The sequence below is a fragment of the Kitasatospora purpeofusca genome, from assembly GCF_034043715.1.
Taxonomy (GTDB): Bacteria; Actinomycetota; Actinomycetes; order Streptomycetales; family Streptomycetaceae; genus Kitasatospora; species Kitasatospora purpeofusca_A.
The window spans coordinates 1-18,856 of sequence record NZ_JAXCLC010000027.1 but is presented as its reverse complement, the minus strand read 5'-3'; the positions used below and the strand labels follow the sequence as shown (position 1 = coordinate 18,856).

At 70.1% G+C, this 18,856-nt stretch carries 18 protein-coding genes and 1 tRNA gene; 12 read left to right on the top strand and 7 right to left on the bottom strand.

The features are described from left to right. Positions 1–169: 169 nt before the first annotated feature. Positions 170–4,168, top strand: a complete 3,999-nt coding sequence (gene hrpA, locus SM793_RS16025; RefSeq protein WP_413815970.1) for an ATP-dependent RNA helicase HrpA — start codon at positions 170–172, stop codon at positions 4,166–4,168. Between the two features lie 146 nt (positions 4,169–4,314). Continuing rightward, a tRNA-Asp gene (locus SM793_RS16020) sits at positions 4,315–4,388 on the top strand. Between the two features lie 408 nt (positions 4,389–4,796). Here the strand turns inward: SM793_RS16020 and bldC are convergent. Further along, complete coding sequence (bldC, locus tag SM793_RS16015) at positions 4,797–5,003, bottom strand: developmental transcriptional regulator BldC (protein WP_014137253.1); 207 nt, start codon at positions 5,001–5,003, stop codon at positions 4,797–4,799. Between the two features lie 542 nt (positions 5,004–5,545). Continuing rightward, the gene (locus SM793_RS16010) at positions 5,546–6,457 is read right to left on the bottom strand and encodes a hypothetical protein (protein WP_320438852.1); all 912 of its coding nucleotides are present in this window, start codon (positions 6,455–6,457) and stop codon (positions 5,546–5,548) included. Between the two features lie 278 nt (positions 6,458–6,735). Here SM793_RS16010 and SM793_RS16005 point away from each other — a divergent pair, with 278 nt between their 5' ends. Both SM793_RS16005 and SM793_RS16000 read left to right on the top strand, forming a co-directional pair. Beyond that, positions 6,736–7,851 (top strand): Glu/Leu/Phe/Val dehydrogenase dimerization domain-containing protein, encoded by a 1,116-nt coding sequence (locus SM793_RS16005; RefSeq protein WP_320438919.1) that lies wholly within the window; start codon positions 6,736–6,738, stop codon positions 7,849–7,851. 373 nt (positions 7,852–8,224) lie between these two features. Then, on the top strand, positions 8,225–8,488 hold the full coding sequence (locus SM793_RS16000; RefSeq protein WP_320438851.1) for a DUF3073 domain-containing protein: 264 nt from the start codon (positions 8,225–8,227) through the stop codon (positions 8,486–8,488). A 210-nt stretch (positions 8,489–8,698) separates the two neighbouring features. Here SM793_RS16000 and purM read toward each other — a convergent pair whose 3' ends face one another. The 3 genes from purM to SM793_RS15985 all read right to left on the bottom strand — a co-directional run bounded on the left by purM (position 8,699) and on the right by SM793_RS15985 (position 12,745). Next, positions 8,699–9,784 (bottom strand): phosphoribosylformylglycinamidine cyclo-ligase, encoded by a 1,086-nt coding sequence (purM, locus tag SM793_RS15995; protein ID WP_045941017.1) that lies wholly within the window; start codon positions 9,782–9,784, stop codon positions 8,699–8,701. Positions 9,785–9,864: 80 nt separating this feature from the next. After that, complete coding sequence (gene purF, locus SM793_RS15990; RefSeq protein WP_030306023.1) at positions 9,865–11,448, bottom strand: amidophosphoribosyltransferase; 1,584 nt, start codon at positions 11,446–11,448, stop codon at positions 9,865–9,867. A gap of 304 nt (positions 11,449–11,752) precedes the next feature. Continuing rightward, complete coding sequence (locus SM793_RS15985; protein ID WP_320438850.1) at positions 11,753–12,745, bottom strand: diacylglycerol kinase; 993 nt, start codon at positions 12,743–12,745, stop codon at positions 11,753–11,755. 126 nt (positions 12,746–12,871) lie between these two features. Here SM793_RS15985 and SM793_RS15980 point away from each other — a divergent pair, with 126 nt between their 5' ends. Together SM793_RS15980 and SM793_RS15975 are read left to right on the top strand one after the other, a co-directional pair. Beyond that, the gene (locus SM793_RS15980) at positions 12,872–14,155 is read left to right on the top strand and encodes an adenylosuccinate synthase (protein WP_320438849.1); all 1,284 of its coding nucleotides are present in this window, start codon (positions 12,872–12,874) and stop codon (positions 14,153–14,155) included. A 124-nt stretch (positions 14,156–14,279) separates the two neighbouring features. Further along, the gene (locus SM793_RS15975) at positions 14,280–14,882 is read left to right on the top strand and encodes a GNAT family protein (protein WP_320438848.1); all 603 of its coding nucleotides are present in this window, start codon (positions 14,280–14,282) and stop codon (positions 14,880–14,882) included. A gap of 3 nt (positions 14,883–14,885) precedes the next feature. Here SM793_RS15975 and SM793_RS15970 read toward each other — a convergent pair whose 3' ends face one another. Further along, on the bottom strand, positions 14,886–15,014 hold the full coding sequence (locus SM793_RS15970) for a hypothetical protein (RefSeq protein WP_320438847.1): 129 nt from the start codon (positions 15,012–15,014) through the stop codon (positions 14,886–14,888). A 5-nt stretch (positions 15,015–15,019) separates the two neighbouring features. Next, a complete protein-coding gene (locus SM793_RS15965; RefSeq protein WP_320438846.1) occupies positions 15,020–15,436 on the bottom strand; it encodes an ATP-binding protein in 417 nt (138 codons plus the stop codon). 258 nt (positions 15,437–15,694) lie between these two features. On the opposite strand from SM793_RS15965, the gene SM793_RS15960 reads away from it, so the two are divergent. The 6 genes from SM793_RS15960 to SM793_RS15935 all read left to right on the top strand — a co-directional run bounded on the left by SM793_RS15960 (position 15,695) and on the right by SM793_RS15935 (position 18,751). Next, positions 15,695–16,546 (top strand): helix-turn-helix transcriptional regulator, encoded by an 852-nt coding sequence (locus tag SM793_RS15960; RefSeq protein ID WP_320438845.1) that lies wholly within the window; start codon positions 15,695–15,697, stop codon positions 16,544–16,546. Positions 16,547–16,554: 8 nt separating this feature from the next. Beyond that, positions 16,555–16,746, top strand: coding sequence for a DUF397 domain-containing protein (locus SM793_RS15955; RefSeq protein WP_320438844.1), 192 nt, complete (start codon positions 16,555–16,557; stop codon positions 16,744–16,746). 70 nt (positions 16,747–16,816) lie between these two features. Then, positions 16,817–17,008, top strand: a complete 192-nt coding sequence (locus SM793_RS15950; protein ID WP_320438843.1) for a DUF397 domain-containing protein — start codon at positions 16,817–16,819, stop codon at positions 17,006–17,008. 181 nt (positions 17,009–17,189) lie between these two features. Then, complete coding sequence (locus SM793_RS15945) at positions 17,190–17,411, top strand: hypothetical protein (RefSeq protein ID WP_320438842.1); 222 nt, start codon at positions 17,190–17,192, stop codon at positions 17,409–17,411. Beyond that, positions 17,395–17,922: a DUF6879 family protein gene (locus tag SM793_RS15940; RefSeq protein ID WP_320438841.1), complete on the top strand. Its 528-nt coding sequence runs from the start codon at positions 17,395–17,397 to the stop codon at positions 17,920–17,922. Before SM793_RS15945 ends, SM793_RS15940 begins: the two co-directional genes overlap by 17 nt. After that, positions 17,906–18,751 carry a helix-turn-helix transcriptional regulator gene (locus SM793_RS15935; protein WP_320438840.1) on the top strand — a complete coding sequence of 282 codons (846 nt, stop codon included), beginning with the start codon at positions 17,906–17,908 and terminating at the stop codon, positions 18,749–18,751. Before SM793_RS15940 ends, SM793_RS15935 begins: the two co-directional genes overlap by 17 nt. Positions 18,752–18,856 lie beyond the last annotated feature (105 nt).

Sequence of the window (18,856 nt, the reverse complement as noted above, 5' to 3'; positions counted from 1 at the left end):
TCCGGCAGCCGCGGCCAGCGGGCTCCCTCACCCACCGCGACCGCCCGGATCCGGACGGTTCCCACGGCGTGCCGGACCGCCGTTGGCAGCGGACGGGCGTCCCCTGTGACACTGGAGACGCTCGAAAACCGAGGTGCGCTCCACCGCCCCTCCTTGCGAACCTAGAGGGATGCCCGCCGTGAGTTCTCCCGCAGTCCAGTCCGCCGCCGAGCCCGCCCGCAGCGACGCGCCCGGCATCGGCGAGCTGGCCGCGCGCCTGCCCGAGCTGACCCTGCGCGACCAGGTCCGGATCGGCCGTCGGCTGGACGGCGCCCGCCGGGTCCGCAAGGACGAGGCCCGCGCGCAGATCGCCGCCGAGATCGCCTCCGACATCGACAAGGCCGAGCTGCTGGTCGAGCGGCGGCGCAGCGCGGTGCCGGCGATCCGGTACCCCGCCGAGCTCCCGGTCAGCCAGAAGAAGGACGAGATCCTCGCCGCCGTCCGCGACCACCAGGTGGTGATCGTGGCCGGCGAGACCGGCTCCGGCAAGACCACCCAGATCCCCAAGATCTGCCTGGAGCTGGGCCGGGGCGTGCGCGGTCTGATCGGCCACACCCAGCCCCGCCGGATCGCCGCCCGCACGGTGGCCGAGCGGGTCGCCGAGGAGCTGGACAGCCCGCTCGGCGGGGCGGTCGGCTGGAAGGTCAGGTTCACCGACCAGGTCGGCCCGGACACCCTGGTCAAGCTGATGACCGACGGCATCCTGCTCGCGGAGGTCCAGACCGACCAGGAGCTCCGCCAGTACGACACCCTGATCATCGACGAGGCGCACGAGCGCAGCCTCAACATCGACTTCCTGCTCGGCTACCTCAAGCAGCTGCTGCCCCGCCGCCCCGACCTCAAGGTGATCATCACCTCGGCGACCATCGACCCCGAGCGGTTCGCCCGGCACTTCGGGGACGCCCCGATCGTCGAGGTCTCCGGCCGCACCTATCCGGTCGAGGTCCGCTACCGCCCGATCGTGGACGAGGACGAGGACGGCGACACCGACGAGGTCGACCGCGACCGCGACCAGATCCAGGCGATCTGCGACGCCGCCGAGGAGCTCCAGGCCGAGGGGCCGGGCGACATCCTGGTCTTCCTCTCCGGCGAGCGCGAGATCCGGGACACCGCGGACGCGCTCGACAAGCTCAGGTTGAAGCACACCGAGGTCCTGCCGCTCTACGCCCGGCTGAGCTCGGCCGAGCAGCACAAGGTGTTCCAGCGCTCCTCCTCCCGCCGGATCGTGCTGGCCACCAACGTCGCCGAGACCAGCCTCACCGTCCCCGGCATCAAGTACGTGATCGACCCGGGCAGCGCCCGGATCTCCCGCTACAGCCACCGCACCAAGGTCCAGCGGCTGCCGATCGAGGCGATCAGCCAGGCCAGCGCGAACCAGCGCAAGGGCCGCTGCGGCCGTACCTCGGACGGCATCTGCATCCGGCTCTACTCGGAGGAGGACTTCCTCTCCCGCCCCGAGTTCACGGACGCCGAGATCCTGCGCACCAACCTGGCCTCGGTCATCCTCCAGATGACCGCCGCCGGCCTCGGCGACATCGCCGCCTTCCCGTTCCTGGACCCGCCGGACTCGCGCAACATCAAGGACGGCATCAGCCTCCTGCACGAGCTGGGCGCGCTCGACCCGGCCGAGAAGGACCTCCGCAAGCGGCTCACCCCGCTCGGCCGCAAACTGGCCCAGCTCCCGGTGGACCCGCGGATGGCCCGGATGGTGCTGGAGGCGGACCGGAACGGCTGTGTGCGGGACGTCATGGTGATCGCCGCCGCGCTCTCCATCCAGGACCCGCGCGAGCGCCCCGCCGAGAAGCGCCAGGCCGCCGACGAGCGGCACCGCCGGTTCAGCTCCGAGACCTCCGACTTCCTCGCCTTCCTCGCCATGTGGCGCTACGTGCGCGAGCAGCAGCGCGAGCTGTCCTCCTCCGCGTTCCGCCGGATGTGCAAGGCCGAGTTCCTCAACTACCTGCGGATACGGGAGTGGCAGGACATCTACTCCCAGCTGCGCACGGTCGCCAAGCAGCTCGGCGTCACCATCGAGGAGGCCCACGAGGACGCCGAGCCGGACGCCGACCGGATCCACCAGTCGCTGCTGGCCGGCCTGCTCTCGCACATCGGCCTGTTCGACGTGGAGAAGCGGGAGTACGGCGGCGCCCGGGGCGCCCGGTTCGCGGTCTTCCCGGGCTCCGGCCTGTTCAAGAAGCCGCCGCGCTGGGTGATGTCGGCCGAGCTGGTGGAGACCTCCCGGCTCTGGGCCCGGATCAACGCGAAGATCGAACCCGAGTGGGTCGAGCCGCTGGCCGCCCACCTGGTGAAGCGCAGCTACAGCGAGCCGCACTGGGAGAAGAAGTCCGGGGCGGTCCTGGCGTTCGAGAAGGTCACCCTCTACGGGGTGCCGGTCGTGGCCGCGCGGAAGGTCAACTACGGCCGGATCGACCCGGAGCTCTGCCGCGAGCTGTTCATCCGCAACGCCCTGGTCGAGGGCGACTGGGAGACCCACCACCGCTTCTTCGCGGAGAACCGCAAGCTGCTCGGCGAGGTCGAGGAGCTGGAGAACCGGGCCCGCCGCCGGGACATCATGGTCGACGACCAGACCCTGTTCGAGTTCTACGACGGCCGGCTGCCCGCGGACATCGTCTCCACCCGGCACTTCGACGCCTGGTGGAAGAAGACCCGGCACGACCAGCCCGACCTGCTCAACTTCGAGAAGTCGATGCTGATCAACGACGCCGCGGGCGGCGTCACCGAGGCCGACTACCCGGACCACTGGCAGCAGGGCGAGCTGCGGTTCGTCCTCACCTACCAGTTCGAGCCGGGCAGCGACGCGGACGGCGTCACCGTCCACATCCCGCTGCCGGTGCTCAACCAGGTCACCGCGGAGGGCTTCGACTGGCAGATCCCGGGCCTGCGCGAGGAGCTGGTGACGGCCTGGATCAAGTCGCTGCCGAAGGCGGTGCGGCGCAACTTCGTCCCCGCCCCGGACTTCGCCCGCGCCGCGCTGCGCGAGCTGAGGAACCACCAGGAGCGCCAGGAACCGCTGCTGCCGGCCCTGGAGCACACCTTGAAGCGCCTGACGGCGGTCACCGTGCCCCCGGAGGCCTGGGACGAGGAGCGGGTCCCGGAGCACCTCAAGGTGACCTTCCGGGTGGTGGACGGGCGCAAGAAGCTCGCCGAGTCCAAGGACCTGGAGGAGCTGCGGCTGCGGCTGAAACCCAAGCTCAAGGAGACGCTCTCCTCGGCCGCCTCCGGCCGGGGCATCGAGCAGTCCGGGCTGACCGGCTGGCCGGCCGGGCTGCCGGTGCTCCAGCGGACCTTCGAGCAGCGTTCCCGGGGCCACGCGCTGCGCGCCTACCCGGCGCTGGTGGACGAGGGCGGGTCGGTCGGCGTGAAGCTGTTCGACACCCCGGAGGCGCAGCAGGGGGCGATGTGGGAGGGCACCCGGCGGCTGCTGCTGCTCTCCACCACCTCGCCCGCGAAGTCGATCCAGGGCCGGCTGGGCAACCAGGCCAAGCTCGCGCTGTCGTACAACCCGCACGGCTCGGTCCCGGCGCTGTTCGAGGACGTGGTGGCCTGTGCCGCGGACCGGCTGATGGCCCGGGCCGGCGGACCGGCCTGGGACGAGGCGGCGTTCGCGGCGCTGCGCGACAAGGTCAGGGCGGACCTGTACGACCTCGCGGCGGACACGACGCTGAAAACGGCGACGGCGCTGATCGCCTTCCACCGGGCGACGACCCGGCTGAAGTCGGTGAGCAGCCCGGTGCTGCTGAACGCGGTGAACGACATCCGGCTGCACCTGGCCTCGCTGGTGCACCCGGGCTTCGTCACGGCGACCGGCTGGCAGCGGCTGCCCGACCTCAAGCGCTACCTGCTGGCGGTGGACCGCCGGCTGGAGGCGCTGCCCAACCATCCGCAGCGGGACGCCCAGCAGTTGGTGAAGGTGCAGCAGGTCCAGCAGGCCTACGGCGAGCTGCTGGCGGCGGTGCCGGCCGGTCGGCAGCCCTCGGCCGAGGTGCTGGCGATCCGCTGGATGATCGAGGAGCTGCGGGTCAGCTTCTTCGCCCAGTCGCTGGGCACCCCGTCACCTGTCTCCGAGAAGCGGATCGTGAAGGCCATGGAGGTAGCCAGGGCCTCGCTCTGACGCCTCGGCCTCCCTCCGGGCCCGCCTGAGCTGCGGACGGGCCGGAGGGGCGCCCGGGAGCCGGTTCGACCTGGGGGCCCCGCATGGGCTACAGTCTGTCTTGTTCGCAGCGCGGCAAACGAAGCGAACGGATCAGGAAACACTCTGGTCCTGTGGAGCAGTTGGTTAGCTCGCCACCCTGTCAAGGTGGAGGTCGCGGGTTCAAGTCCCGTCAGGATCGCCGCAGTCGAGAGGCCCGGAACCGTCTGGTTCCGGGCCTCTCGTGTTTCACCGGCCACTCCTCTATCCCGGAGTAGGCACGGATCACAAGGGAACGTCCGCGTGACGGTCGTCACGCACCCCTTCCGGGAACCGACCGTTCGGACACCCTTCCCCGTACCCGCTAATTTAATATGTAAAATTGTACTGTTATTCACAGTAAATCCCCCCCATCTCTCCACCATCGAATCGTTATCCGGAGTTCAACATTCCGGTGGATCGCGCGAGGACGACAGCGGATCCGGGTACCGGTGCGACCGGTACGACAGAGCTGTAGAAGAAGTGCGCCGGGACAGAAAAAGGGGCTGCTTACCGGACCCGGCGGAGTCCGGTAAGCAGCCCCTTTCCAAGAGCCTTGAGCGAGGCCCTGTCAGGCCTCGGTTCGCTGGGCCGGAATACCGGCCAGCAGGGCGCGCACCTCCGCCTCACGGTATCGGCGGTGCCCGCCCAGCGTGCGGATGGACGTGAGCTTGCCGGCCTTGGCCCAGCGCGTCACGGTCTTGGGATCCACACGGAACATGGTGGCGACCTCTGCCGGCGTCAGCAGAGGTTCGGCATCGGGGGTACGAGCGGTCATGAGCGGCCTCCTCGGGAGAACCGAACCAGGGCGGTTCTATCCTTCAAATTCTGCACCTTGGCCCGCGATGCCCGAAATGGCATAGACGGGCCGAGTCGGTTATAGGACGAACGGCTTGTCCTGGTGTCTACAACTACACCATCCGTCCAGCCCTATCGACCAAACCGCCAAAATTGACCCCTCACGGGTTCAAGACCGACGGATGGCGATGGACCACCCCATAACGGGCAGTCACCTTATAGTGACATTCGGTTACTAGAAGACCAGACCCGCCGTTTTCCCGCAAAGCTCACATCGACTCCAGAACCACCCAAAAGTGGGCACGCTCGCGTGAAGTTGGGCTGGTTGTCCCATTTTTGCACATAGGGGTAAGTTCGCGTCAACGGTGAGTAGTGTCACGTTCGGTAGGTATTGACCCGAACCAGGACCTTGGTCATGCGGCTCGGGCCGTAGGACTCTTACAGTCTTACAAGTACCACCGACACCCCCACCGGCCAGCGATGACGCCGCCTCGACCCGGCCCTCCCACCGGCTCCGGCCGCTCAGTTCGCGTGGCGCAGCGCCAGCACCTTCCGCCAGCGCAGGGCCAGCGCCTCGTACGCGCGCAGCGCCTCCGCCGCGTCCCCCGCCCGCAGCGCCCGCAGGCCGTCCTCCAGCTCCCCCGCCGAACGGTCCGCCAACAGCCGCTCCGGCCCCAGCAGATGCACCAGCCCCCCGTAGTCCAGCTCCACCAGCGACCGCGGATGGAACTCCTCCAGCCACCGCCCGACCTGCTCCGCCCCCCGCACCAGCTCCCCTTCCGGCACCGCCTCGCGCAGCGCCCGGTACGCCCGGGCCACCCGGCGGCGCGCCTGCGCCATGGGCGTCAGATAGAACAGTGACGCCCCGTCCCCCCGTTCCCCTTCCTCCCCCTTCTCCCCCGTCTCTGCGGGAACGAAGCATCGATCCTCGTCCCCGAACGGGAGGAACCACCGCACCGGCACCTCCCAGCGGCTGGTGAGGATCCACGGCCGGGCGTCCGGATGGTCGGCCCGCCAGCGCTCCCGGTCCACCTCCGCCACCTCCCGGGTGGCCGGCGGCAGCGCGGTGTCCAGCAGCGCCACCGGCGCTCCCGCCCGCAGCTCCTCCAGCGCCTGCCAGGTGCGCAGCCTGGTCGCCCAGGGGCAGACGTACAGCACCCCGTCCACCAGCCGGACGAAGGCCCGCTCGGCCTCCCGGTCCGGCAGCGCCCGCGGGGTCCGGCCGATCAGCTCGGCCAGCGCCGAGCGCTGCTCCGCCAGGGCCGCCGCGGCCACCGAGCGGTCCGCCTCGGGCGCGTCGGGACCGTGCTCCGCCGCGTAGGCCTGCCAGCGCGCCCGCTCGGGCTCCGGGTACGCGGCCAGCGGCTCGTAGACCCGCAGGTGCGCGGCGTAGGGCGGCAGCACGGAAGTACGGACGACGGTCACGTCCTGCATCGTCCCACGCACCCCCCGCCGCCCGGGAGTGGCCGGTCGGACCGGTCCTGTGACGGCCCGTTCGCGGACGCACCCGAAGTCCGCGAACAGGCTGATGGCGGCCCTGCCGTCCCAGTATCCGGACAGCGGTACCGAGCTTCGCCAAGGGGGCCGACCGGCGGGGCCCGCGCGACTACGCTTCGCCTTAGGCGCCCGCACCACAGCAGCGGGCCTCGAATACTGGAGTCACCACAGTGACCGACGTACAGACCGCCGCCACCACGCACCCCGCACCCGGCGTGCTCGGCAGGATCTTCGGCAACTCCCAGGACGGCGCCACCGGCGACGGCCACGAGCAGGTCGTGCTCTGCCACGACCGCTCCTCCGGGCTGAAGGCGATCATCGCCATCCACTCCACCGCCCTGGGCCCGGCCCTCGGCGGGACCCGGTTCTTCCCCTACGCCTCCGAGGAGGCGGCGCTGGAGGACGCGCTCAACCTCTCCCGCGGCATGTCGTACAAGAACGCGCTCGCCGGCCTCGACCTCGGCGGCGGCAAGGCCGTCATCATCGGCGACCCGAACAAGGTCAAGAACGAGGCGATGCTCCGCGCCTACGGCCGCTTCGTCGAGTCGCTGCGCGGCCGCTACATCACCGCCTGCGACGTGGGCACCTACGTCCAGGACATGGACGTCGTGGCGCGCGAGACCGAGTTCGTCACCGGCCGCTCGCCCGAGAACGGCGGCGCCGGCGACTCCTCCATCCTGACCGCCTTCGGCGTCTTCCAGGGCATGCGCGCCTCCGCCCAGGCCCGCTGGGGCCAGCCGACCCTGCGCGGCAAGCGCGTGGGCGTCGCCGGCGTCGGCAAGGTCGGCCACTACCTCGTCGGCCACCTGGTCGCGGACGGCGCCGTTGTGGTCGTCACCGACCCGTTCGAGGCCGCCGTCAACCGCGTGCGGGCGGCCCACCCGGAGGTGGAGGTCGTCGCCGACACCGCCGCGCTGCTCCAGGCCAAGCTGGACGTCTACGCCCCCTGCGCGCTCGGTGGCGCCCTGACCGACGACACCGTGGCCGCGCTGGGCGAGTTCGGCACCTCGGTCGTCTGCGGCGCCGCCAACAACCAGCTGGCCCACCCGGGCGTCGAGAAGGACCTCGCCGACCGCGGCCTGCTCTACGCCCCGGACTACCTGGTGAACTCCGGCGGCGTCATCCAGGTCGCCGACGAGATCGACGGCTTCAACTTCGAGCGCGCCAAGAACAAGGCGACGAAGATCTTCGACACCACTCTGGAGATCTTCACCCGGGCCGCCGCCGACGGCGTGCCGCCGGCCGTCGCGGCCGACCGCCTCGCCGAGAAGCGGATGCGCGAGATCAGCGCGCTGCGCTCGGTGCTGCTGCCGACGGCCCGCCGGGGCTGATCCGGACCGGTGTGCGCGGGGGGCGGTCGACTGCCGTCCCCCGCGCATCACAATGTGGAACCGGATTCTCGATTCTGCCTCCGATCGGGTGATCCGAAGCCCCCCTAGGGGGGATAATCGATCCGGGAACAACGGACCCGAGACACCTCCGGACAGCGCGCAGAAAGCCGCAAAACCTCCCTTGACCTGGGACGACCTGGTCGCGGGTGCGGGCGTTGCGCGCCACGTCACACTGACGACGTACCGTCCAGCGGCAGAAACAGGTACCGTTAATGCTCCAAGGGACGGTTCTCCCCATTCGGGCAGACCTATCTTGATCATGAACACGTGTCAGACTCGGGGCCGTGAGCCCCATCGTTGAGGGGGTCGACCCATGGGGCGCGGCCGGGCCAAGGCCAAGCAGACGAAGGTCGCCCGCGAGCTGAAGTACAACAGCGGCGGGTTCGACGCCAATCGTCTCTCCAGCGAGCTGGGCGTATCGCCCTCCACCTCCCCGATCGAGCCGGAGCCGATCGAGGAGGACGAGGAGGACGATGACGACCCGTACGCGGAGTACGCGGCTCGTTACGCCGATCACGACGAGGACGACGACGCGGAGTCGGGTACCGGGCCTTCCCGGGCCCGCCGTCACGCGTAGTCTCCCAGTCTGACCGGACCGGCCAGGTGCCCAGGGCACCAGGCCGGTCTTCGGCGTTCCCGCACATCGGCGGGTCCTGGACCACCCGCGGGCGGTCCCGCACGAGGACCCCGCGCAGACGCACGACGCACGGACGCACGACGCACGGACCACGCACGAAGGCCCCGCCGGCAGCAGCCGGCGGGGCCTTCGTCGTTCGCGTTCCCGTGCTCAGCCGGCCACGAAGCCCTCGTAGGCGTTGTAGAGGGCCGCGCCGTCCGCGTGCTCGGCGGTGCGGTCGACGATGTCGCCCAGCACCCAGGACTCCACGCCGCGGTCCTCCAGGACCGACAGCACGGTGTCCACCGAGTGCGCCGGGACGACCGCGACCATGCCGACACCCATGTTGAGCGTCTTCTCGATCTCCAGGGTGGCCACCTTGCCGACCTCGGCGACGGTCCGGAAGACCGGCAGCGGGGTCCAGGTGCCGCGGTCCAGGCGGGCGTGCAGCCCGGCCGGGATCACCCGGGCCAGGTTGGCCGCCAGGCCGCCACCGGTGACGTGCGAGAAGGCGTGCACCTCGGCGGCCCGGATCAGCGCCAGGCAGTCCAGCGAGTAGATCCGGGTCGGCTCCAGCAGCTCCTCGCCGAGGGTGCGGCCGAACTCCTCGACCTTGCGGTCCAGCTTCCAGCCGGCCTGGTTCAGCAGCACGTGGCGGACCAGCGAGTAGCCGTTGGAGTGCAGGCCGGACGCGGCCATCGCGATCACCACGTCACCGGCCCGGACGCGCTCGGCGCCCAGCAGCGCGTCCGCCTCGACCACACCGGTGCCGGCGCCCGCGACGTCGTACTCGTCCGGCCCGAGCAGGCCCGGGTGCTCGGCGGTCTCGCCGCCGACCAGGGCGCAGCCGGCCAGGGCGCAGCCCTCGGCGATGCCCTTGACGATGGCGGCGACCCGCTCCGGGACGACCTTGCCGACGCAGATGTAGTCGGTCATGAACAGCGGCTCGGCGCCGCAGACGACGATGTCGTCGACGACCATGCCGACCAGGTCGTGGCCGATCGTGTCGTGCTTGTCCATGGCGGCCGCGATGGCCACCTTGGTCCCCACCCCGTCGGTGGCCGAGGCCAGCAGCGGCCGCTCGTAGTTCTTGAAGGCGGAGACGTCGAAGAGGCCGGCGAAGCCGCCGAGACCGCCGACCACCTCGGGGCGGTTGGCCTTCTTCACCCACTGCTTCATGAGCTCGACGGCGCGGTCGCCCGCCTCGATGTCGACGCCGGCGGCGGCGTAGGTGGCACCGTTCTGGTCGGTAGTCACTGCTGTGCGGCCCTTTCGGGTCTGTGGTGGGGGACGGAACAGCGGTGGGGTCCCGGATCGCGGGACCCCACCGAGGGTTCTTACGGGCGGCGCAGCGCGTCGGCCGCGCCCGCCCCGCCGAGCAGCGACTGGACGCCGTCCAGGTCGCTGCCGCTGGTCGGCTTGCCGCGGACCGCGGGGGCCTGCTGGCCGCCCTTGATCTCGGCCTCCAGCAGGAGCTTGCCGAGCAGCGCCGGGTCGGGCAGCTCCATCGGGTACTCGCCGTCGAAGCAGGCCCGGCAGAGCCGGTCCTTGGGCTGCTTGGTGGCCTCGATCATGCCGTCGATCGAGATGTAGGAGAGCGAGTCCGCGCCGAGGGTGCGGCCGATCTCCTCGATGGTCATGCCGTTGGCGATCAGCTCCGCGCGGGTCGCGAAGTCGATCCCGAAGAAGCACGGCCACTTGACCGGCGGGGAGGAGATCCGGATGTGGACCTCGGCCGCGCCCGCCTCGCGGAGCATCTTCACCAGCGCGCGCTGGGTGTTGCCGCGGACGATCGAGTCGTCCACGACGACCAGGCGCTTGCCCTGGATGACCTCGCGCAGCGGGTTCAGCTTCAACCGGATGCCGAGCTGGCGGATGGTCTGGCTGGGCTGGATGAAGGTGCGGCCCACGTAGGCGTTCTTCACCAGGCCGGAGCCGTACGGGATCCCGCTGGCCTCGGCGTAGCCGATCGCGGCCGGGGTGCCGGACTCGGGCGTCGCTATCACCAGGTCGGCCTCGACCGGGGCTTCCTTCGCCAGGCGACGGCCCATCTCCACCCGGGAGAGGTGCACGTTGCGGCCGGCGATGGAGGTGTCCGGGCGGGCGAGGTAGACGTACTCGAAGACACAGCCCTTGGGCTTGGCCTCGGCGAACCGGGAGGTCCGCATGCCGTTCTCGTCGATGGCGATGAGTTCGCCGGGTTCGACCTCGCGGATGAAGGAGGCGCCGCAGATGTCCAGCGCCGCCGTCTCGGAGGCGACCACCCAGCCGCGTTCCAGCCGGCCCAGCACCAGCGGGCGGATGCCCTGCGGGTCGCGGGCGGCGTAGAGCGTGTTCTCGTCCATGAAGACGAGCGAGAACGCGCCCTTCACCTTCGGCAGGACGACCTTGGCGGTCTCCTCGATGGAGAGGTCCGGGTGGCCGGCGAGCAGCGCGGTCACCAGGTCGGTGTCGTTGGTCGCGGCCGACCGCCCGGAGCGGGAGACGTGCTCCTCACCGGGGAGTTCGGCGACCATGGCCGCCAGTTCGGCGGTGTTCACCAGGTTTCCGTTGTGACCGAGGGCCAGGGAGCCGTGCACGGTCGCCCGGAAGGTCGGCTGGGCGTTCTCCCAGACCGAGGAACCGGTGGTCGAGTAGCGGGCGTGTCCGACGGCGATATGCCCGTGCAACGACCCCAGGGAGGCCTCGTCGAAGACCTGGGAGACAAGCCCCATGTCCTTGAAGACGAGAATCTGGGAGCCGTTGCTCACTGCGATGCCCGCGGATTCCTGACCGCGGTGCTGCAGGGCGTAAAGGCCGAAGAACGTGAGCTTGGCGACCTCCTCGCCGGGAGCCCAGACACCGAAGACGCCGCAAGCGTCCTGGGGGCCTTTCTCACCGGGAAGAAGATCGTGGTTGAGTCTTCCGTCACCACGTGGCACGCCTTCGAGTCTAGGACAGTCGGCCCCGTCTTCAGGACCCCGGGCGGCCGCTGTTGTGCGGCCCGCTCCCCGTAACGCGCGTAGACAAAACCCCTTACCGGCCACGGCTTTCGGCGGCCCCGGTTGCGGCGGCGAGGCGCTTGCCCTTGCGGTTCGCGCCCGTTGGCGCGTTCCGGGGGCGGCGGGTGCTTCGCCCGGCGTTGGTCCGCCGTTCGCCCAACGTGAGCCTGCTCACCCGGGGGACGCGCCGCGCGGACGACCCAGGGACGGCGCCGGGGGCGGCCGGAAGGTGACTCAGTGACAGCTAGGGAGCGTCCTGGGTGACCGGCAGCAGCAGGCCCCAGCACCCGGCGTGGACCGTCCAGGTACGGGCCCGGACCGGGCCGACCGGGCGGCCGTCCGCCTCGTAGCCGAAGCCCCGGCCCGCCACCGAGATGCTCGCCGCCCGGGCGCGCAGCAGGGCGCCCGGGGCGCGGACCACGATCTCCATCACGCCCTCGCCCGCGGCCGCGCCGCAGGGCAGGGTCACCTGGACCACCCGGACCGGCCGGTGGACGTCGGCGAGCAGCCGGCCGTCGGCCTCGACCCGCAGCCGGGCGCTGTGCTCGCCCCTGGCCGGCTCGATCCGCTCGATCCGCTCGATCCTTTCGATCGGCCCGGTCCGTTCGATCGGCCCGGCCCGGCCGACCGGCCCGAGCCGGGTGGTCCAGGTGACCCTGCCCTCCGGCCCCGCGCCCGCCCCGGTCCGTCCCGGGGTGAGGGCGGTCGCCTGCTCGGCCGCAGCCAGTTTCGCCCATAGCGAACGCCACCCGCCCGGACGGCCCCCCGGGCGCCTCGTCCCGCCGCCCGAGATCCGCACCCCGCCGAGCGCCACCCCGCCGCCGTCGTCCACCAGCAGGTCCAGCTTGCGGGCCGCCCCGGCCAGCACCGCGCGCGCCGCCGCGACCGGCGCGACCGGCACCCCGAGCGCCCGGGCCGCCGCCAGCTCCTCCGGCCGGCCGACCGGAACCAGGCCCACCGGGTCGGCGCCCAGCTCACGTTGGCGGTACAGCGCCTGGAGCACCCGCTGCAGCGCGAGGTCGGAACCGATCACCACCGGTCGCCTCCGGCCCCGGTGCGAAAGCACCCGATCGAGCTCGGAAGGCGTCTCCGGACAGGCCACCTTGACGTCCGCCCCACCGGAGAGAACGTCCTTCGCGATCCGCACCGACTCCCCGTCGGACTGCCGGGCCGCCGGGTCGAGGAGCAGGAGAAGCGGCTCCGGGCCGCCGGTTGCGGGCGTGGACAGGGACGACACAACCGGTCCTTCCTCAGGTAATCTCTCGGTGCAAGAGCCCCTTGCGCTATTGCGCCAGGGGCTTCGTCTATCTCGGGGCAGACTGCGGCCTACGCAGGATGCCCCAACCGGAAGGGGTGTACGCCTGTGCCGGCACTCGTGCTCGTTGGCGCTCAGTGGGGAGACGAGGGCAAGGGGAAGGCGACCGACCTCCTCGGCGGCTCCGTCGACTACGTCGTTCGCTACCAGGGCGGCAACAACGCCGGTCACACGGTGGTCATCGGCGACCAGAAGTACGCGCTGCACCTCCTGCCTTCCGGCATCCTCAGCCCGAACGTGACGCCGGTCATCGGCAACGGCGTCGTGATCGACCCGGGCGTGCTGCTCTCCGAGCTCAGCGGGCTCGACGAGCGCGGCATCGACACCTCCAAGCTGCTGATCTCGGGCAACGCCCACCTGATCACGCCGTACCACCGCACCCTGGACAAGGTCACCGAGCGCTTCCTCGGCAAGCGCCGGATCGGCACCACCGGCCGCGGCATCGGCCCGACCTACGCGGACAAGATCAACCGCGTCGGCATCCGGGTGCAGGACCTCTTCGACGAGTCGATCCTGATCCAGAAGGTCGAAGCGGCGCTGCACGACAAGAACCAGCTGCTGGTCAAGCTCTACAACCGCCGCGCCATCCCGGCCGACCTGGTGGTCCAGGAGTACCTCGGCTTCGCCGACAAGCTCCGCCCCTTCCTGGCCGACACCACCCTCGTCCTGGACGAGGCGCTGAAGGCGAACAAGGTCGTCCTGCTGGAGGGCGGCCAGGGCACCCTGCTGGACGTCGACCACGGCACGTACCCCTTCGTCACCTCGTCGAACCCGACCGCCGGCGGTGCCTGCACCGGTGCCGGCATCGGCCCGACGAAGATCGACCGGGTCATCGGCATCCTGAAGGCGTACACCACCCGCGTCGGCTCGGGCCCGTTCCCGACCGAGCTGCTGGACGCCGACGGCGAGGCGCTGCGCCGGATCGGCGGCGAGCGCGGTGTCACCACCGGCCGTGACCGCCGCTGCGGCTGGTTCGACGCGGTGATCGCCCGCTACGCGACCCGGGTCAACGGCCTCACCGACTTCTTCCTCACCAAGCTGGACGTGCTGACCGGCTGGGAGCAGATCCCGGTCTGCGTCGCGTACGAGGTGGACGGCAAGCGGGTCGAGGAGCTGCCGTACAACCAGTCGGACTTCCACCACGCCAAGCCGATCTACGAGAACCTCCCCGGCTGGACCGAGGACATCAGCGGGGCGAAGACCTTCGCCGAGCTGCCGAAGAACGCCCAGGCGTACGTGAAGGCGCTGGAGGAGATGTCGGGCGCCCCGATCTCCGCCATCGGCGTCGGCCCGGGCCGGTACGAGACGATCCAGATCAACTCGTTCGTCTAGGACTCACGGCTTTTTCGGGCCGGGCCCCGCGGGATCTCCCGCGGGGCCCTGCTCTTGGCTGCGGGAGTTTGAACTAAGGCAATAGTCCATTGCATCTAGTGCAGTCGCGGGCTACCTTTCGATCATGACCGCGAAGCTTCCCTCCCCCACCACCCTCACCGGCCGTCACGTCCGACTGGAGCCGCTGGACCGGCGCCACCTGTCCGACCTGTGGGCCACCGTCGGCCCGGACCCCGAGGTGTGGCGCTGGGTCCCGTTCAGCATGCCCGCGTCGGAGGAGGAGTTGGGCGCGATGCTGGACGTCCGCCTCGGCGAGGTGGCGGCCGGGAACGCCGTGAAGTTCGCCGTGATCGAGCTCGCGAGCGGGCGGGCCGTCGGCGTCACCGGCTACTACGCGTTCCACGCGGAGGACGAGCTCGTCGAGATCGGCGGCACCTGGTACGCGCGGTCCGTGTGGCGCACCGCCGTCAACACCGAGTCGAAGCTGCTGCTGCTCACCCACGCGTTCGAGGACCTGGGCATGGGCCGGGTGTTCTGGAAGACCGACGCGCTCAACGACCGCTCCCGCAACGCGATCCAGCGGCTGGGCGCGCAGTTCGAGGGCGTCCACCGGCGCGAGAAGCGGCGCGCCAGCGGCGTGTGGCGCGACACCGCGTACTTCTCGATGCTGCGCGAGGAGTGGCCGGCCGCGCGGGCCCGGCTGGAGCAGCGGCTCGCCGCGGGCTGACCGCTACTTGTCCTTCCGCGGCGCCAAGTCCGCTCCGCCGGAGCGCCGTTCCCTCGGCTGACGGGTCGCGATGATCTGCGCCACCACCCCGACGAAGACCACCGACACCAACAGGCCCGTCAGCAACACCACGGCCATCAGCGATCGACCGCCGCCACGGCCCAGACCGCCTTGCCGCACACCCCGATGAGTTCCACACCCCAGTCATCGGCCAAAGCGGCGACGAGGTCAAGCCCCCGCCCACACGTTCGAGCCAGATCCGGCTCAGGTCTGGCGGGCGCGGCGGTCGACCCGTCGGCGACGGCGATGTAGAGCCGCCCGCACCGGAGTTCGAGCGCGACGCTGGGTGCGCCGGCCCCGTGGAGCAGGGCGTTCGCGAGGAGTTCGGAGAGGATCAGGCACGCCCCGTCCGGATCGGCGCCGGCGGCCACCAGCAGGTCGCGGAGCAGCCGCCGCACCACCCCCACCATTTCGAGGCTCGCGGGCGGGGAGAGATCGACCCGGAATTCCCGGTGGGGGTCGGTGTCGAGAGGGCGCAGGAGCGGAAGCAACATCGACTGTCTCCAGTCCAGTTGAGGGATGAAGTCGGCTGCCCGCACAGGCCCACCACCCGTGGCCTGCCCCCATCGGCTCGGGGTGCGCTTCGGAGTAGCTGGTGGGTCGTCAGGCTGCCCTGCGTCGACAACGTTAGGATTCAAGGGGCAATTGTTGCTACTACTTCTGGAGCACTTCACCCGATAGAGCTACTCTGTGGACCCGCTGTCCACGGCGCGGCAAACTGCACCGAAAGCACCCACCGAGGAGGGGCACGCATGCCACCACGCCTGTCGCCCAGCGTGCGCCAGCAGCGCCTCGGCTCGGAGCTGCGCAGGCTGCGCGAACACGCGGGCCTGACTCCCAAGGCCATGGCGGCGGAGCTGGGCACCGACGTCCCCAAGATCTCCCAGATGGAGACCGGGAAGTCGGGCATCAGCGCCGACCGCCTCCGCTCCTGGGCATCGGCCTGCAAGTGCGCCGATCCATCGCTCATCGAGGCCCTCACCCTGATGACGCAGGACCGCGGAAAGCACTGGTGGCACCACTTCCGAGGCCGACTTCCCGCCGGAATGCTCGACATCGCCGAACTCGAGCACCACGCCGAGTCACTCCTCGTCCTGAACACGACCTCGATCCCGGGCCTGCTCCAGACCAGCCGCTACGCCGCCGCGATGTTCGCCCGCCTGCGCCCGCCGCTGCCGCGCCACGACGCCGACGTACGGACCGCCTTCCGCACCGAGCGTCAACAAGTCCTCTCCGGTGGGCGGCCGTTCACGGCGTTCATACACGAGGCCGCGCTACGGATGCAGTTCGGTGGCCCCGCGGTCCTCAGGGAACAGCTCGCCAGCCTGCTCGACGATGCCCAGCGCCCCGGCGTCACCCTCCGCGCGATCCCTTTCAGTGTCGACACGTACCCCGGCTCGGGCGAGGACCTCTTCCTCGCACGAGGACCGGTTCCCGAACTGGACACCGTTCAGATCGACCTGACCCAGGGACCGCAGTTCATCGACTCCGAAGCGGACTTGGCGGCCTACCGCGCCATGGTCGCCGAGTCCGACTCCCTCGCCCTCGGCCCCGAGGAGTCCAGCGACTTCATCCGGCGCATCATGACGGACCTGAAAGGCTAGCAATCCCGATGACCGACTGGCAGAAGTCCTCGATAAGCGGCAACAGCAACCAGTGCGTCGAAGTACGCACCGCCGGCGGCCAGATCGAGATCCGCGAGTCCGACGCCCCCGAATCGATCGTCGTCACCACTCCCACGAAGTTCGCGCTCTGGCTCGAAGGCGTCAAGCGCGGCGAGTTCGACCACTTCACCCACGCCTGACCCCATCCTTCCGGTGGCCCCTCGCGCACCGCGAGGGGCCACCGGCCGACCCCGAAGGGACCCGTCACCCATGGACACCTGGCAGAAGGCCGCCCCCGGCGGCGAGGGCGAGGACGCCCTCGAGATCCGCACCGTCAACGGCATGGTCGAACTCCGCGACCCCAAGAACGACGCCATCATCGTCCGCACCACCCCCCGCAAGTGGGCCGCCTTCGTCCTCGGCGTGAAGGCCGGCGAGTTCGACCACTTCGTCGCCGAGTAGCCCCCTCCCCCCGTTGCCCCCTCGCACCTCGCGAGGGGGCAACGGAAGCGACCGGCACACCTCGACCATGATCCTTAGTCGAACACGGGAATACCGTCGCGCGCGCGTGGACAACGACACATTCCACTCCCTAGCTTCAACCTCAGTGGGCTCAGTCATGGGCCCGTCGAAGGGAGTTGGTATGGCCGACACAGTGGGGCTCACTCGGCTGACCACTACTGGTAGCGGCGAAGGATCCGGGGAGTGCGGCCAAAACGACTGCCCGAACGTCTACGCGACCGACCGCGGCTCGTTCGTCGTCCAAGGTGACCTCTACGACGGCTTCACGCCGCCGGAAGGCGAAGGGCTGGTGGAGATCCCGGAACCGGTGCTCCGGGAGGCTTTCCGTGTTCTTGGATGGTGACGAATGGCAGGCCAGGTTCCGCGATTTCCAACGCGAGGCATGGCGGCTCGAGACCCTGCCCGGGTACCGGGTGCCCCAGGAGTCGGAGGAGTTCCGGCGCTTCCTGGACGGTGAGCGCTTCGCCGGTCCATTCGAGGACCAGTGGACCGGCCTGATCCGGCAACACCGCGAGAACGGCGGCACGATGGGGCGGGTCCATGTCGTCCGGCGCCCGCTGTCCGACTACCTCCGCTTCGAGTTCCAGCGCTACTACGCCCACAGCGCCCGGGCCGGCGAGGACATCCGAATCCTCGATGTCACCGATCGGGCGGATCCCCTCGCCGGGGTTCAGGACTTCTGGATGTTCGACCGGGAGGCCGTGGTCCTCATGCACTACGAACCGGACGGCCGACAGATCAACCGGGAGCTCCACCAGGGTGACCCGACCCCCTACCGGGAGTACCAGCGGATCGCCATGGCCGAATCGGTCCCGTTCCTGGAGTACGTGAACTCTCTTGACGTTCGCCCCTGAGGACCTGGGCCGGGGCAAGGCCGACTTGGCCCGCGCGCTGAGAGAACTGCGCAAGCGAGCCGGTCTCAGCGGAGACCGGCTCGCTCGGCGTTGCGCCATGTCCCAGTCGAAGATCAGCAAGATCGAGACCGGCCGGACGGTGCCATCCTCCGTCGATGTCGAACGCATTCTCCGCGCACTCGGCGCCACTCCGGAAACCACTGCCGAGGTGATGTCGATCGCACGGATCGCCCTCACCGAATGGCAGGACGCGCGCGCATTGCGGCGCAGGGGACTCGAATCGAAACAGGCCGAACTGGCCGACTTGGAGGAGGGAACTCGCGAGTTCCGGTTCTTCCTCCTGTCCATGATCACGGGGCTGCTCTCCACGCCGGAATACATCAGGGCGACCCTGGCTCACGTCCCGGGCGATCACACGAGGACCATGGCCCGAAAACTCGATCGCCAAAGGGTGCTCCACGACCCCACCAAGCGGTTCACGTTCGTCCTCACCGAGCAGGCCGTCCGGTGGCCGCTGGTCCCGCCCTCCCACATGGCACTCCAGATCGACCGCCTCGTGTCGGTCTCGCGGCTGCCGAGCGTGCGGATCGGGGTCATCCCGATCGGTGGCCACCTGCCGGGCTGCCCCCTCAACACCTTCACCGTGTACGACGACAGCATGGCAACCGTCGAGATTTCGACCGGCGCCATAGTGTTTCGCGATCCCAGAGATGTCGGCAGCTATCTGGCGGAATTCGAGTCGTACGAACGTCAGGCCCTGTTCGGTGAGGCCGCCAGGCGAAGGCTCTCCGAATGGGCGGACGACTGCAGGGAAGATCTTCAGTCCTGAACAGGAATGATCGGGACTTGACGACCGATCGCCCTTTAGCTTTGTTCCGTCCAAGCCCTGCCCGGAAGGACGGTCGAATGAGTGACTGGAAATTCGTGAAGCACC